The organism is Agromyces selenitireducens (assembly GCF_052748465.2).
This window is the reverse complement of sequence record NZ_CM188259.1, coordinates 2,340,284-2,354,502: the sequence shown is the minus strand read 5'-3', so window position 1 is coordinate 2,354,502 and position 14,219 is coordinate 2,340,284. Positions and strand designations below refer to the sequence as shown.

Below are 14,219 nucleotides of genomic sequence, written 5' to 3'. Positions count from 1 at the left end.
GAGCCCACGCCCCGGCGGTCCTCCCGATGATGGGGCGGGCGGGTCAGGCGGTGAGCGCCCCGTCCGCCTCGGCGGCGCGCGCCAGGATCTCGGCGATCCGGCCGCGGCATCCGCCGCAGCCCGTACCGGCGCGAGTGTCGCGGCCGACGCACTCGACGGTCGTGCTGCCGCACGCGGCGGACTCCTCGATCCGCCCGACGGTGACGCCGTTGCACCAGCACACGGTCGTCTCCGGCGCGAACGCGTCGGCATCGGCGCCCGGGTCGTAGTCCGGGCCGTCGAAGCGGAGCAGCACGGAGCGATCGGCCGGCAACTCGCCGCCGCGGTCGTACAGCAGCGTGAGCTCGGCGGCGGTGCGCGGCATCCCGACGCAGGCGAAGCCCGTGAGCACGCCGCCGTCGGTGACCATCTTCACGTAGCGGAGGTGCTCGGGGTCGGCCCACTGGGCGACGCGCCTGCGGGGCGTGAGGGCGTCGTCGTCCCACGGCTCGCCCGAGACATCGCCCACCGCGACGACATCGACGTGTTCGGCCTTGAGCATCACGATCGCGTCGCGCTCGGGCGGGAGCGGGGCGCTCTCGGCGTCGTCGTCCGGGATTCCGCTGCCGGCCGCTTCCGCGGCCGCCTCGGCGGCGAACGCACCCGCGAGCCACGACGCCTGGCGCCATCCGGGCGCGACGAGCCCCGCGGGCGCCCCGGGCAGGTCGCGCCGGCCGGCGGTCTCGTCGGTGCGTTCGACGACCTGCGCGCAGTCGCCGATGGCGTACACGTCCGGATCCGTCCAGCTCCGGAGATCGGGGCCGACGACGACGCCGACCGCCGTGCGCAGCCCGGCGAGCGTGGCGAGCTCGTTGCGTGGGCTGACGCCGCACGAGAGCACCAGGAGGTCGCCGCGGAGCTGCTTGCCGTCCGCGGTCACCAGCATGTCGAAGCGGCGCGTGCCGTCGGCGTCGGTGCGGAACCCGACGGTCTCGGCGCGGCTGTGCGCGATGACGGTCACGCCGGACCGGCGCAGCGCCGAGCGCAGCACGTGCCCGCCGCCGCGGTCGAGGTTCCGCGGCATCGGGATGGCGCCGTGGTGCACGACGCAGACCTGTGCGCCGGCGTGGGCCGCGGCGAGCGCGAGCTCGAGCCCGAGGACGCCCGCGCCGAGCACGATGATGCGACGACGGCCGCGCACCGCCGATCGCACGCGTTGCGCGTCGTCGAGATCCCGGAGCGCGGTGATGCCCTCCGGGAGCGTGTCGTCGCGCGCGACGAGCGCCATGGCGTGCTTCTCGAGCGACGCGAGGTCGCGTCGGTGCCGTTCGACGCCGTCGAGCGTCGGCGTGTTCGCGCGCGAGCCGGTCGCGAGCACGACGCGGTCGTACGGGAGCTCGTCGCCGTTCGCGCATCGCACGACACGCCGGTCGCGGTCGATCGAGGTCGCGGCGACGCCGAGCAGGATCCGCGCCCCGGCCGCCTCGGCGCCGCTGCGGTCGCCGACGAGCATCGATTCGAGTTCGGCGTTGCCGACGGCGTGCTCGGCGACCAGCACGCGGTTGTAGGCCTCGACCGGTTCTCCGGCGACGACCGTGAGGGCGATGCGTCCGGCGGACACCTCGGGCAGCAGTTCCTCGACGAACCGGGCGCCGACGAGCCCGTAGCCGATGAGGACGATCCTGAGCGGTGAGGTCATGCGAGGGCTCCGGTCTCCGCGAGGCGCGTGATGCGCACGAGGTTGGTCTTGAACTCGGGCATGGACGAGACGGGGTCGACCGCATCGGAGGTGAGGAGGTTCGCCGCCTGGTGGTCGCCGTAGTGGAAGGGCAGGAACACGGCGTCCGGTCGGATGTCGGCGGTCAGCCGGGCCCGGCCGCGGACGGCGCCGCGCCGGTTGGCGATCTCGACCGGGTCGCCGTCGCCGATCCCGAGGCGCTCGGCGGTCGCCGGGTGCAGCGACGCCCTGAGCTCTGGCTGCGCGTCGAGCAGCTCGGGAACGAGGCGGGTCTGCGCGCCGCTCTGGTAGTGCTCGAGGAGCCGACCGGTGACGAGCGTGACCTCGCCGGGTGCGGGGGCGGGGTGCGCCGAAGCTCGCGCCGTCACGGCGACGAGCCGCGCGAGCCCGTCGTCGTGCGCGAACCGCTCGGCGAAGAGCCGCGGGGTCCCCTCGCCGCCACGCGGGTACGGCCAGTAGGCCGCCTCGCCCGCATCGAGCATCGCGTAGTCGATGCCCGAGTAGTCGGCGATGCCGCCCTCCGAGGCGAGTCGCAGCTCCTCGAAGACGGCTTCGGGGTCGGTGTCGAACCGCGCGGTCGAGCCGAGACGACGGGCGAGCTCGCGCATGATCCAGAGCTCGTCGCGCGCACCGCCGGGCGGTTCGAGCGCACGGCGGCGACGGATGACGCGTCCCTCGAGGTTCGTCATCGTGCCCTCCTCCTCGGCCCACTGCAGCACCGGGAGCACCACGTCGGCGAGCGCCGCGGTCTCGGACAGGACGAAGTCGCACACGACCAGGAGATCGAGTTCCTCGATGCCGCGCCGCACGGCGGCGACGTTCGGCGACGAGACCACGAGGTTCGAGCCGTGCACGATGAGCGCGCGCACGCCGTCGGGCCGGCCGAGCGAGGCGAGCAGCTCGATCGCGGGCAGGCCGGGCCCGGGGATGTCGGCCGGCGCGACGCCCCACACGCGCGCGACGTGCGCCCTCGCCTTGGGGTCGGTGATCTTGCGGTAGCCGGGGAGCTGGTCGCACTTCTGGCCGTGTTCGCGGCCGCCCTGGCCGTTGCCCTGGCCCGTGAGCGTGCCGTAGCCGCTCCCGGGCCGCCCGGGCAGGCCGAGCAGCAGCGCGAGGTTGATCGCGGCGGTCGCGGTGTCGGTACCGTCGACGTGCTGCTCGACGCCGCGGCCGGTGAGGATGTAGGTGCGGCCGCCGGCGGCGAGTCGCCGGGCCAGCCGCCGCAGCGTGGGGGCGGGCACGCCCGTCACCGCCTGCACTCGCTCGGGCCACCACGACGCCACGCTGCGACGCAGCGAGTCGTACCCCGTCGTGCGGCGGGCCACGTAGTCCGCGTCGACGAGCCGCTCGGCGATGACGACATGCGCGAGCCCGAGCAGCAGCGCGAGGTCGGTGCCCGGCGCGGGCTGGAGGTGCAGGCCACGGCCGTCCTCGGTGAGCCTGGCCGTGGCGGTCCGGCGCGGGTCGACCACGACGAGCCCGCCCGCGGCCTGCGCGCCCGAGAGGTGCCCCATGAACGGCGGCATGGTCTCGGCGACGTTGGTGCCGAGCAGCAGGATCGTGTCGGCGTCGTCGAGGTCGGCGACCGGGAACGGCAGCCCCCGGTCGACGCCGAACGCGCGGTTGCCCGCGGCCGCCGCCGACGACATGCAGTACCGGCCGTTGTAGTCGATGCGGCTCGTGCCGAGCGCGAGCCTGGCGAACTTGCCCAGCAGGTACGCCTTCTCGTTCGTGAGGCCGCCGCCTCCGAAGACGCCGACCGCGTCGGCGCCGTGCTGCGAGCGGATGCTGCGGAACCGGTCGGCCACGAGGTCGAGCGCATCGTCCCAGCTCGCCTCGCGGAGCGCGCCGTCGGCGCCCCGCACGAGCGGGGCGCCGAGGCGCGAGGGGGAGCGCAGCAGCTCCGCCGACGTCCAGCCCTTCTTGCACAGCCCGCCGCGATTCGTGGGGAAGTCGCGGCCTGAGACCGTCACGGGCGGAGCGGGGGTCGGCGCGGCAGCGCCGGAGGCATCCGTCGGGGTGAGGGTCATCGCGCACTGCAGCGCGCAGTACGGGCAGTGCGTGGAGGCGGAACGGTCGGTCATGCGTGCTCGATTCAGATCTTCTGCTCGCGGAGGTGGCGTGGACGCACGTAGACGAGCCAGGTGAGGGCGAGCAGCACCACGTAGCCGGCGATGAACCCGACGAAGGCGGCCGCGTAGTTCCCCGTCGTCTGGAACGACAGGTTCAGCGCCTGGGGGATGAGGAAGCCGCCGTACGCGCCGATGGCCGAGATCAGGCCGAGCGCGGCCGCGGCCTTGCGCTGCGTCGAGACGTCGCTCGCGCCGCGCCCGGAGCGCATCGCGAACACGATCGGCACCATCCGGTAGGTCGAGCCGTTGCCGACGCCCGTGGTGGCGAACAGCAGCAGGAAGAGCCCGAGGAAGACCCAGAAGCTGCCGAGCGGCAGCGTCGCGAGCACCGCCAGCGTGATCAGGGCCATGGCCGCGAACGCGATCATCGTGATGCGCGCGCCGCCGAACCGGTCGGAGAGCCGGCCGCCGTAGGGCCGCGCGAGCGAGCCGACGAGGGCACCGAGGAACGCGAGCGACACGGTCGCGCCCAGCACGCCGATCGTCGAGAACTCGGGGAACTGGTCGGCGATGAGCTTCGGGAATACGCTCGCGAACCCGATGAACGAGCCGAACGTGCCGATGTAGAGCAGCGACAGCAGCCACAGGTGCGGTTCCTTGAGCGCCGCGGCGGAACCCGAGAGGTCGGCCTTCGCGTTGGAGAGGTTGTCCATGTAGCGCCAGGCGCCGAACATGGCCAGGAGGATGAACGGCACCCAGATCAGTCCGGCGACGGGGAGGTTCAGGGTCGCGCCGGCGCCGATCGTGATGACGATCGGGACCGCGAACTGCGCGACCGAGGCGCCCAGGTTGCCGCCGGCGGCGTTCAGGCCGAGCGCCCACCCCTTCTCGCGCTGGGGGTAGAAGAACGTGATGTTCGACATCGAGCTGGCGAAGTTGCCGCCGCCGAAGCCGGCGAGCGCCGCCGCGAACAGCAGGACGCCGAACGGCGTGTCGGGGTTCGACACCGAGACCGCGAGCATGATCGCGGGCGCGAGCAGCAGCGCGGCCGAGACGATCGTCCAGTTGCGGCCGCCGAAGATCGGCACCAGGAACGAGTACGGGATGCGGAGGGTCGCGCCGACGAGGCTCGGGATCGAGATGAGCCAGAAGATCTCGCTCGTCGTGAGCTGGAAGCCGGCCGCGGGAAGCGCCACGGCGACGATGCTCCACAGCTGCCAGACGACGAAGCCGAGGAACTCGGCGAAGATCGACCAGTTCAGGTTGCGGCGGGCGATGCGGCGGCCCTCGCGCTCCCACTGGTCGGTGTCCTCGGGGTTCCATCCGTCGATCCAGCGGCCGGGTCGCGTCGTGAGCGCGCCGGTCGCGACGGCGGGCGGACCCGCGGTCGGGGGTGCGTTGTGCAGTGTCTCGGTCATCGGTGCCTCCGGGGGTGTCGGTCACGGGGTCGAGCTGGTGCGGCCGACGCTATCCGCGGCGTGTTTCCCGGGTTCGCGCGAGCGGTGAACTCTGCGTCTCCACCTGCTCACCCGTGGCGGATGCCGCTGTGAGGTCGTGGTCACACATCGATCCGGTACCCCCGCTTGACCACGGTCGCGATGAGCCCCGGCACGCCGAGCGCCTGCCGCAGCCGGCTCAGGGCCACCTCGAGCGCGTGCTCGTCGGACGTGCCCGGCATGCCCGCGGCGAGCCGGTCTCGCGCCACGACCGATCCCCGGGCGACGACGAGCGGGCGCAGGATCGACAACGCGACCGGCGCCAGGGGGATGCGCCGATCGGCCACCTCGACGACCGAGCCGCGCAGGGCGAGCGGCCCGTGCTGCGTCTCGACTCGGATGACGCGCGCCGACTCGAGGTGCTCGCACACCTGGCGGATCATCGCGCCCATCCGGTACCGCTCGGGCTGGAGCGGGTCGACGCCGGCCGCGACGAGCGGGGCCGCCGTGACCGGGCCCACCGCGGCGGCCACCACCGGGCCCCGCATCGCGTCGACCAGGTCGTCGTGACGGCCCTGCGCCTCGGCGGCCATGAGCAGCGCGTGCACCGCGGGGGCGCTCGTGAACGTGATGCAGTCGAGGCCGCCCGTGCAGGCGGCCTCGACGAGTCGTTCGACGCGTTCGTCGGCCGTGTCCGGGTCGATCCATCGGTACGGCTCGACCGTGAGCACCCGGTCGTGCGCGTCCCGCAGCCGGTCGAGCGCCGACGGCGGCAGGTAGCCGTGCAGCTGCACCGCGACGGTGAGGCCCGGCGGGTACGACGCGAGCACCTCGTCGATGAGCGACTCGGTGGTCTCCTCCGCGCTCATGCCCACGTCGTCGAGGCCTGCCGCGCGGATGCCGCCGCGCGCCTTGGGCCCGCGCACGAGGATGGCGGTGTCGCGCAGCGCGTCGAGGAGGTCGTCGCCGAGCCCCGCGGCATCCGCGACCTCGAACCAGCGGCGGACGCCGTAGGCGGTCGTCGCGAGCAGGACGTCGGGACGGGCGTCGATGATCGTGCGCGTGTCGGCGATCACGGGTTCATCGGAGCTGGCGTTCGCCATGCGGATCGTCGGGGCGTGGATCACCTGTGCGCCGCGACGGACGAACGCGTCGATGAGGTCGCCGGAACGCCGGTCGCTCGTCACGCCGATCCGGAACCCCTCGAGCTGGTCGGCGCGGAAGCCGACCGCGCACTCCGCCTGATCGGTCATGCGGCGGCTCCCGCGAATCCGGCCGCGCGCTCCATGAGCTGCACGGCGTCCGCGTCGCCGTCGTGCGCGAGCCGGACCACCTCGCCCACGACGATCACGGCCGGCGAGTCCACGCCCGCCAGCCCCGCCGCGGTGACGATGCCGCCGAGGTCGGCGATCGTCGTGCGCTGGTCGCACCGGAAGCCGCGCTCGACGATCGCGACGGGCATCGACTCGCGCATCCCGTGGCGGGCGAGGCCGGTGGCGAGCATCGGCAGCGTGTTCACGCCCATGAGGACGACGACGGTGCCGCCGAGGCCGGCGAGGTGATGGAGTTCGTCCTCGGTCAGCGGCGCGTGCCCGGAGACGACCGTGAACAGGTGGCTCACGCCGCGATGCGTGAGGGGGATGCCGGCGGCGCCGGGCACCGCGACCGCGCTGGTGACGCCGGGGATCACCTCGACCGCCACGCCGGCGCGATGGCACGCGAGCACCTCCTCGCTGCCGCGGCCGAAGACGTACGGGTCTCCGCCCTTCAGCCGCACGACGTGGCGGCCTGCCGATGCGTGGCCGATGAGCAGCGCCTCGATGTCGGCCTGCGGGATCGCGTGGTGACCCGGGCGCTTGCCGACGTCGACGAGCTCGGCGTCGGGCGCGAGTTCGGCCAGGCGTGCGTGCGGGGCGAGCCGGTCGTAGAGGACCACGTCGGCCGCGCCGAGCGCACGAACCGCGGCCACCGTGAGCAGCTCCTCGCGACCGGGGCCGCCGCCGACGAGGGTCACCCGCCCCGTCATGCGCCGGCCGTCCGGATGGGGATCGTCGGTCCCGAGACGAGCACGGCCTCGCCGCGCGCGAGCTCCTCGGGCGTCGCGGGGCGGTACTGCCCGCGCTCCTCGACCCTCGCGAGGGTCTGCGCCGCTGCCTCGGGGGCGTTCACGAACGAACGGAAGCGCCGCAGCCGGTCGGGATCGGCGAGCGTGGCCGCCCATTCGTCCTCGTAGGTGTCGACGTGCCGGGTCATCAGGGCCTCGAGCTCGTCGGCGAGGCCGAGCGAGTCGTTCACCACGACGTCGCGAACGTGGTCGAGGCCGCCCTCGAGGTCCTCGATCCAGCGCGCGGTGCGCTGCAGCCGGTCGGCCGTGCGTACGTAGTACATGATGTAGCGGTCGATGTACCGCAGGAGGGTCTCGTCGTCGAGGTCGCTCGCGAGCAGCTGCGCGTGGGACGGCTGGAAGCCGCCGTTGCCGCCCACGTAGAGGTTCCAGCCCTGGTCGGTCGCGATCACGCCGACGTCCTTGCCGCGGGCCTCCGCGCACTCGCGAGCGCAGCCGGAGACGCCGAACTTCAGCTTGTGCGGCGATCGGAGGCCCCGGTAGCGCAGCTCGAGCCGGATCGCCATCGCGACCGAGTCCTGCACTCCGTAGCGGCACCACGTGGAGCCGACGCAGCTCTTCACGTTGCGGAGGGCCTTGCCGTACGCCTGTCCCGATTCGAAGCCGGCGTCGACGAGCCGGCGCCAGATCGCGGGGAGCTGGTCGAGCCGCGCCCCGAACAGGTCGATCCGCTGGCCGCCGGTGATCTTGGTGTACAGCCCGAAGTCGGTCGCGACCTGCGCGATGACCGCGAGCTTCTGCGGTGTGATCTCGCCCGCCGGGATCCGCGGCACGACCGAGTACGTGCCGTCCTTCTGCATGTTCGCCATCGCGCGGTCGTTGGTGTCCTGCAGGCCGCCGCGGCCGTCGTCCAGGATGTACGAGCCGTGCTGGGCGGCGAGGACCGACGCGACGACGGGCTTGCACACGTCGCAGCCGCGACCGGTCCCGAGCCGGGCGACGATCTCCTCGAACGACGTGAGCTCGAGCACGCGGATCGACTCGAACAGCTCCTGCCGCGAGATCGGGAAGTGCTCGCACAGGGCGCGCGAGATCGCCTGCCCCGACTTCTTCAACTCGGCCTCGAGCAGCTTCTTCACGAGCGGCACGCACGAGCCGCACTGCGTGCCGGCGCGCGTGCACGCCTTCAGCGGACCGAGTTCGGCGCAGCCGGCCTCGTGCCCGCCGTGGGGCCCGTTCACCGCGTCGCGGATCGTGCCCGCGGCGACGTTGTTGCACGCGCACACCAGGGCGGATGCCGGAAGTTCGTCGCCGGCGGGCGCCTCCATTCCCGACGCCGAGAGGTACGCGGCCGGCTCGCCCGACAGCTCGGTGCCGAGCAGCGGCCGCAGCGACGCGTACGGCGACGCGTCGCCCACGAAGACGCCGCCGAGCAGGGTCTTGGCGTCATCCGTCATCACGAGCTTCTGGTACATGCCTCGCGCCGGGTCGGCGTAGACGATCTCGAGCGCCTGCTCCGTACGGGCGAGCGCGTCGCCGAAGCTCGCGACATCGACCCCCGCGAGCTTGAGCTTGGTCGCGTCGTCGACGGTCGTGAACTCCGCGGCGCCTCCGAGCAGCCGGTCGGCGACGACCTCGGCCATCGCGTTCGCCGGGGCGACGAGGCCGGTGCAGCGCCCCTCGAAGCTCGCGACCTCGCCGATGGCCCAGACGCCGGGCACGGATGCCGCGCACGAGGTGTCGATCGCGACGCCCCCGCGCGGGCCGAGCTCGAGCCCCATCGCCCGAGCCAGCTCGTCGCGCGGCGTGATCCCGATCGCGAACACGACGAGATCGGCGTCGACGCGGCGGTCGTCGGTGAGCTCCACCCCCACGACGCCGCCGCTGCCGGTGAGCACCTTCGCGGGGCGGACCCCGAGGTGCAGGTCGATTCCCTGAGCGGCGATGATGCGTCCGAGCGCGCGGCCGGCGCCCTCGTCGAGCTGCGCCGACATGAGCCAGCGTCCGGAGTGCACGATCGCGGCATCCGCCCCCAGCTTCGCCAGGCCGCCGGCCGCCTCGAGGCCGAGCAGGCCGCCGCCCGCGACGACGACCCGCGGTGCGCGGCCGAGGCGCCCGGCGAGCGAGCGGGTCTCGGCGACGAGCGCGTCGACGTCGTCGATCGTGCGGTACACCCGGGCGTGGTCGCCGCCGGGGATGGCGGGGACCGGCGCGCTGGACCCGGTGGCGAGCACGAGGTCGTCCCACCGCAGCTCGAGTCCGCTCGCGGTGATGGCCGTGCGGGTCGCGCGGCTGACCTCGGCGACGCGCTCGCCGGTGAGGAGCCGGACGTGGCCGTCGTCCCACGGCGTGTCCGGGAGGGTGAGGTCGGCGGTGCCGTCGGCCAGTCGCGTGCTGAGCGCGACGCGGTCGTACGGCGCCCAGCGCTCCTCGCCGACGACCGTGACGCGCAGGCGCCGCTCCGTGTCGCGGGCGTGCAAGCTGTCGGCGAGGCGGTGCGCCGCCGGCCCGGCGCCGACGATGACGACGTGGCGTGCACCGGCCGCGGCGTTCGCGGTCTCGTTCATGGCTGCCCTCCCGGTCTCAGGTTGACGGCGAGCGTACGGCGGCGCCGTTTCCGTCCTGTTTCGCGGTCGTAACGCAACCGCACCGGGAGCTTGCGCGCCCCACCCGGCCATGTGAGGCCGGTTTCACCAGTCCGAAACACGGCGGACGCGGCCGGGGAAACATGGCGCGCATAGCGTCGGTGGCACCGAGACGAAGGGAGCCGGTGATGACGTCGACCATCGAACTGACGACCACGTGGGCCCGCGCGTGCGCGGTGTCCGACCTCGAGCCCGGGTGGGGCGAGGTCGCGCTGCTCGACGAGCGCCAGGTCGCGATCGTGCGCGTCGCCGGCGAGGAGGTGTACGCGGTGGACCACCACGACCCGCACACGGGCGCGCCCGTCATGGCGCGAGGCATCGTCGGGTCGCGCGGCGAGCGTCCGACGATAGCGTCGCCCCTGCACAAGGAGGTCTACGACCTCGGGACGGGGGAGTGCTTCACCGACCCGTCGCTGACGCTCCGCACGTATCGCACGCGCGTCGTGGGCGGCATGCTCGAGGTCGAAGTCGACGGATGACGCGGGGCGCGCCGGCTGCGATCAGCCGCGCTGCGTGAGGACGATCGGGTCGCCGTCGGTCACCGCGATGGTGTGCTCGGAGTGCGCGCCGCGCGACCCGTCGACGCTGCGCAGCGTCCACCCGTCGGGGTCGGTGAAGATGCGGTCGGTCGTGTGCAGGAACCAGGGCTCGATGGCGACGACGAGGCCGGGCTTCAGCGGCATCCCGCGGCCCGGGCGTCCGTTGTTCGGCACGTGCGGCTCGCCGTGCATGGTGCGGCCGACGCCGTGGCCGCCGAAGTCGGTGTTGATCGACAGGCCCTCGGCCTTGGCGACGTCGGCGATCGCGCGCGAGATGTCGCCGATGCGATTGCCGGGCCGAGCGGCGGCGATGCCGGCGTCGAGGGCGCGGCGGGTCGTGTCGATCAGGCGCAGGTCCTCCTCGCGGGGGGTGCCGACCACGACCGAGATCGCCGAATCGGCGACCCAGCCGTCGACGGACGCCGCGAAGTCGAGGCTCAGCAGGTCGCCGTCCTCCAGCGTGTAGTCGTGGGGGAGGCCGTGCAGGACGGCGTCGTTCACCGAGGTGCAGATGACCTTGCCGAACGGGCTGCCGCCGAACGACGGGTGGTAGTCGATGTAGCAGCTCGTCGCGCCGGCCGCGCGGATCATGTCGTGCGCGAGCGCGTCGAGCTCGAGCAGGTTCACGCCCGGCGCCGCCGCCTTCGACGTCGCCTCCAGCACGCTCGCCACGAATCGGCCCGCCGGCCGCATCTGCTCGATCTCCGCAGGGGTCCTCAGTTCGATCACGTGCTCCATTCTGTCGGGTCCGCCCTGAGTGAACACCCGGGGCCCGTCCGGGCAGGCGCGGGTACGCTGGCCGCATGCTGATCCGTCGCGCCTTCTACCGGTGGCAGTTCATCGCTGCGATCGTGCTGCCGGTGTGGCTGCTCGTCGGCTACGCCATCTTCGGCTCGAGCGGGTGGGGCGTCATCGGCCTGATGTTCGCCACCCCGATCGCGTTCATCTCGCTCGGCGTCGTCGCGCTCCTCATCGCCGCGAGGCCCGACGTGCGTCGCGACAAGGCGGTCGACTGGGCGGATGTCGCGGTGCTCGGCGTCTGGCACCTGCTCATCATCGCGGCCGGCGTGTACGGACCGACCGGCATCACCTTCGCGATCCTCGCGATGATCGGCGCCATCGCGGCGTTCTGGTACGCGGTGTGGCGCCTCCTCAGCGACGGGGCACGGCGCGTGCGCGCCACCATGGAGGAGTACGAGCGCATCGCGTCCTCGGGCGCATCGCCCGGCGCGGGCATCCCGGGCGACCGCGGCGCGGGCCGTGCGGCGGACGGCGGCGAGGTCATCGTGATCCGCGAGGAGCGGTCGTGGGAGGAGCGGCGCGACTGACGCGCCCCCGCCCGGGCGCATCGCCCAGTGGCATCCGTCACCGGCTTTTGGCCGTGGGGCCCGTGATCTGGCAGAATGGACGATTGTGCCGCCGCATGGCTCTGCCTCCGGGGAGCACGCACGGCGCGACCTCCCGTCGCGCGAAGCGGCACCAGACACTTCCATCCATGAATCCGCGTTCGACCGGTGGCGGGCGCAGAGAGCGAACCATCATGCACATCCTCGACCACGTCGACGCCGCGAGCCTCCGCTCGGACATCCCGGACTTCCGTCCCGGCGACACCGTCAAGGTCCACGTCAACATCGTCGAAGGCACGCGCTCGCGAATCCAGGTCTTCCAGGGCGTCGTCATCGGCCGTCAGGGCGAGGGCGTCCGCGAGACCTTCACGGTCCGCAAGATCAGCTTCCAGGTCGGCGTCGAGCGCAAGTTCCCGGTGCACTCGCCCGTGATCGACCGCATCGAGGTCGTCACGCGCGGTGACGTGCGCCGCGCGAAGCTGTACTACCTGCGCGAGCTCCGCGGCAAGAAGGCCAAGATCAAGGAGAAGCGCGACAACTGATCGGCCTCCCGCCGCTCCACGCGTCATCCGCTCGAGCTCCCCGCCCCTAGACTGGGTCGGGGAGCTCGAGCCATTTCATGACTGAAGACACACGCATCACGCGCGACGAACGCGCCAAATCCGAGACGCCGCCGTCGCGCCGTCGGAGCCTCTTGCTGTTCCTGCGCGACCTCGTCGTGATCTTCGTGGTCGCGGTGCTCGTCTCGTTCCTCATCAAGACGTTCCTCATCCGGTCCTTCTTCATCCCGTCGCAGTCGATGGAGCAGACCCTCGTGCAGGACGACCGGATCATCGTCAACCAGCTCGTGCCCGAGCTCACCGAGATCGAGCGCGGCGACGTGGTCGTGTTCAAGGACCCGGGCGGCTGGCTGCCCGCGCGCGTCGAGGAGGAGCAGCCGCCCGTCGTCGCCGCGATGGACTGGTTCCTCGCGTTCGTCGGGCTGTCGGCGCCCGACTCGAACGACCACCTCGTCAAGCGGGTGATCGGCCTGCCAGGCGACACCGTCGCGTGCTGCAACGCGCTCGGCCAGGTGACCGTCAACGGGGTCCCGCTCGACGAGCCGTACGTGGCGCTCCCGCCGGGCGAGACCAAGGTGTCCCGCGACGACTTCGAGGTGGTCGTGCCCGAGGGCTCGCTGTGGGTGATGGGCGACAACCGCTACAACTCGAAGGATTCGCGCTACAACACCGAGACACCGCTCGAGGGCTTCGTGCCGATCGACAACGTCGTCGGTCGTGCCGTGGTCGTCAGCTGGCCCATCTCGAACTGGACCGTCCTCGACAACTACCCCGAGGTGTACGCCGGCGTCGACGAGGGAGCCGAGTGAGGTGAGCCCCTCCGGCGTGCCGTCCCTGAAGATCGAGCGCGAGCTGCTCGCCGGGGGAGCGCCCGTGGTCCTCGCCTGCGACGAGGTGGGCCGTGGCGCACTCGCCGGCCCCGTCGCGGTCGGCATCGTCGTCATCGACGCCGCAGTCAAGCGGATGCCGGCCGGCCTCCGCGACTCCAAGCTCCTGCCCGAGCCGAAGCGACAGCTGCTCGCGCCGCGCGCGGCGTCGTGGGTCGTGGCCTCAGCGGTCGGCGAGGCCAGCGCCGAGGAGATCGACCGGCTCGGCATCATGGCCTGCCTCGGCCTCGCGGGCGCCCGCGCGTTCGCCGCCCTCGGCCTCGACCGCGGGCTCGTCGCGGGAGCGCCGCTCCTGCTCGACGGCAACTACGACTGGCTCAGCCCCTCCATCGAGCACCGCGCCCAGGTGATCACGCGGATCAAGGCCGACCGCGACTGCGCGTCGGTGTCCGCGGCATCCGTCATCGCCAAGGTGCACCGCGACACCGGCATGCGCCGGGCGCACGACGCGACGCCGCTGTACCACTGGGACGAGAACAAGGGCTACTCGAGCCCCGCCCACTTCGCGGCCATCGCCGAGCACGGGCCCAGCGCGATGCATCGGCGCACGTGGCTGCACGAGCGATCGGCTGAGGCGGCGCCGTCGCTGTTCGACCTCGAAGTAGGATGATCAGCGATGGATGAGGACGAGTTCGAAGACTACGACCGTGAAGTGGAGCTCGCGCTCTACCGCGAATACCGCGACATCGTCTCGCAGTTCAAGTACGTGGTCGAGACCGAGCGCCGCTTCTACCTCGCGAACGAGGTCGAGCTGGTGCGCCGCGACACCGAGCACGACTTCTACTTCGAGCTCTCGATGAAGGACGTCTGGGTGTGGGACGTCTACCGCGCCGACCGGTTCGTGAAGTCGGTGCGCGTGCTGACCTTCAAGGACGTCAACGTCGAAGAGCTGGCGACGCGCGAGTTCGAGCTGCCCAAGGACCTCGCGCTCGAGGAGTAGCCGGTCGGCGTC

Annotated in this window: 13 protein-coding genes; 6 read left to right on the top strand and 7 right to left on the bottom strand. The window is 72.6% G+C overall.

Annotated features, from left to right (window positions below):
* Positions 1–43: 43 nt before the first annotated feature.
* From ACULK4_RS10955 to nirB, 6 genes are all read right to left on the bottom strand, one after another.
* Complete coding sequence (locus tag ACULK4_RS10955; RefSeq protein WP_445964453.1) at positions 44–1,678, bottom strand: FAD-dependent oxidoreductase; 1,635 nt, start codon at positions 1,676–1,678, stop codon at positions 44–46.
* Entirely contained in the window at positions 1,675–3,801 is a 2,127-nt protein-coding gene (locus tag ACULK4_RS10950) for a molybdopterin oxidoreductase family protein (RefSeq protein WP_445964452.1), read from the bottom strand. The genes ACULK4_RS10955 and ACULK4_RS10950 overlap by 4 nt, the downstream gene beginning before the upstream one ends.
* An 11-nt stretch (positions 3,802–3,812) precedes the next feature.
* Complete coding sequence (locus tag ACULK4_RS10945; RefSeq protein WP_445964451.1) at positions 3,813–5,207, bottom strand: MFS transporter; 1,395 nt, start codon at positions 5,205–5,207, stop codon at positions 3,813–3,815.
* A 140-nt stretch (positions 5,208–5,347) separates the two neighbouring features.
* Entirely contained in the window at positions 5,348–6,478 is a 1,131-nt protein-coding gene (locus tag ACULK4_RS10940; protein WP_445964450.1) for a uroporphyrinogen-III synthase, read from the bottom strand.
* Positions 6,475–7,251, bottom strand: coding sequence for a uroporphyrinogen-III C-methyltransferase (gene cobA / locus ACULK4_RS10935; protein WP_445964449.1), 777 nt, complete (start codon positions 7,249–7,251; stop codon positions 6,475–6,477). Before cobA ends, ACULK4_RS10940 begins: the two co-directional genes overlap by 4 nt.
* A complete protein-coding gene (gene nirB / locus ACULK4_RS10930; RefSeq protein ID WP_445964448.1) occupies positions 7,248–9,857 on the bottom strand; it encodes a nitrite reductase large subunit NirB in 2,610 nt (869 codons plus the stop codon). Before nirB ends, cobA begins: the two co-directional genes overlap by 4 nt.
* Positions 9,858–10,063: 206 nt before the next feature.
* On the opposite strand from nirB, the gene nirD reads away from it, so the two are divergent.
* Positions 10,064–10,414, top strand: coding sequence for a nitrite reductase small subunit NirD (gene nirD, locus ACULK4_RS10925; protein WP_445964447.1), 351 nt, complete (start codon positions 10,064–10,066; stop codon positions 10,412–10,414).
* A gap of 21 nt (positions 10,415–10,435) precedes the next feature.
* Here nirD and map read toward each other — a convergent pair whose 3' ends face one another.
* A complete protein-coding gene (map, locus tag ACULK4_RS10920; protein ID WP_445964446.1) occupies positions 10,436–11,203 on the bottom strand; it encodes a type I methionyl aminopeptidase in 768 nt (255 codons plus the stop codon).
* Between the two features lie 74 nt (positions 11,204–11,277).
* Between map and ACULK4_RS10915 the strand changes: the two genes are divergently transcribed.
* The 5 genes from ACULK4_RS10915 to ACULK4_RS10895 all read left to right on the top strand — a co-directional run bounded on the left by ACULK4_RS10915 (position 11,278) and on the right by ACULK4_RS10895 (position 14,207).
* Complete coding sequence (locus tag ACULK4_RS10915) at positions 11,278–11,802, top strand: hypothetical protein (RefSeq protein ID WP_445964445.1); 525 nt, start codon at positions 11,278–11,280, stop codon at positions 11,800–11,802.
* Between the two features lie 212 nt (positions 11,803–12,014).
* The gene (gene rplS / locus ACULK4_RS10910; protein WP_445964444.1) at positions 12,015–12,362 is read left to right on the top strand and encodes a 50S ribosomal protein L19; all 348 of its coding nucleotides are present in this window, start codon (positions 12,015–12,017) and stop codon (positions 12,360–12,362) included.
* A 77-nt stretch (positions 12,363–12,439) separates the two neighbouring features.
* Entirely contained in the window at positions 12,440–13,189 is a 750-nt protein-coding gene (gene lepB, locus ACULK4_RS10905) for a signal peptidase I (RefSeq protein ID WP_445964443.1), read from the top strand.
* Between the two features lies 1 nt (position 13,190).
* Entirely contained in the window at positions 13,191–13,877 is a 687-nt protein-coding gene (gene rnhB / locus ACULK4_RS10900) for a ribonuclease HII (RefSeq protein WP_445964442.1), read from the top strand.
* Positions 13,878–13,883: 6 nt separating this feature from the next.
* Positions 13,884–14,207 carry a DUF2469 family protein gene (locus ACULK4_RS10895; protein ID WP_067950513.1) on the top strand — a complete coding sequence of 108 codons (324 nt, stop codon included), beginning with the start codon at positions 13,884–13,886 and terminating at the stop codon, positions 14,205–14,207.
* Positions 14,208–14,219: the final 12 nt, after the last annotated feature.

Excerpts from the sequence above, each read along its gene's own strand:
- ACULK4_RS10955 (WP_445964453.1), bottom strand. The coding sequence starts at position 1,678 with ATGACCTCACCGCTCAGGATCGTCCTCATCGGCTACGGGCTCGTCGGC.
- ACULK4_RS10950 (WP_445964452.1), bottom strand. The coding sequence starts at position 3,801 with ATGACCGACCGTTCCGCCTCCACGCACTGCCCGTACTGCGCGCTGCAG.
- ACULK4_RS10945 (WP_445964451.1), bottom strand. The coding sequence starts at position 5,207 with ATGACCGAGACACTGCACAACGCACCCCCGACCGCGGGTCCGCCCGCC.
- ACULK4_RS10940 (WP_445964450.1), bottom strand. The coding sequence starts at position 6,478 with ATGACCGATCAGGCGGAGTGCGCGGTCGGCTTCCGCGCCGACCAGCTC.
- cobA (WP_445964449.1), bottom strand. The coding sequence starts at position 7,251 with ATGACGGGGCGGGTGACCCTCGTCGGCGGCGGCCCCGGTCGCGAGGAG.
- nirB (WP_445964448.1), bottom strand. The coding sequence starts at position 9,857 with ATGAACGAGACCGCGAACGCCGCGGCCGGTGCACGCCACGTCGTCATC.
- nirD (WP_445964447.1), top strand. The coding sequence starts at position 10,064 with ATGACGTCGACCATCGAACTGACGACCACGTGGGCCCGCGCGTGCGCG.
- ACULK4_RS10915 (WP_445964445.1), top strand. The coding sequence starts at position 11,278 with ATGCTGATCCGTCGCGCCTTCTACCGGTGGCAGTTCATCGCTGCGATC.
- rplS (WP_445964444.1), top strand. The coding sequence starts at position 12,015 with ATGCACATCCTCGACCACGTCGACGCCGCGAGCCTCCGCTCGGACATC.
- lepB (WP_445964443.1), top strand. The coding sequence starts at position 12,440 with ATGACTGAAGACACACGCATCACGCGCGACGAACGCGCCAAATCCGAG.
- ACULK4_RS10895 (WP_067950513.1), top strand. The coding sequence starts at position 13,884 with ATGGATGAGGACGAGTTCGAAGACTACGACCGTGAAGTGGAGCTCGCG.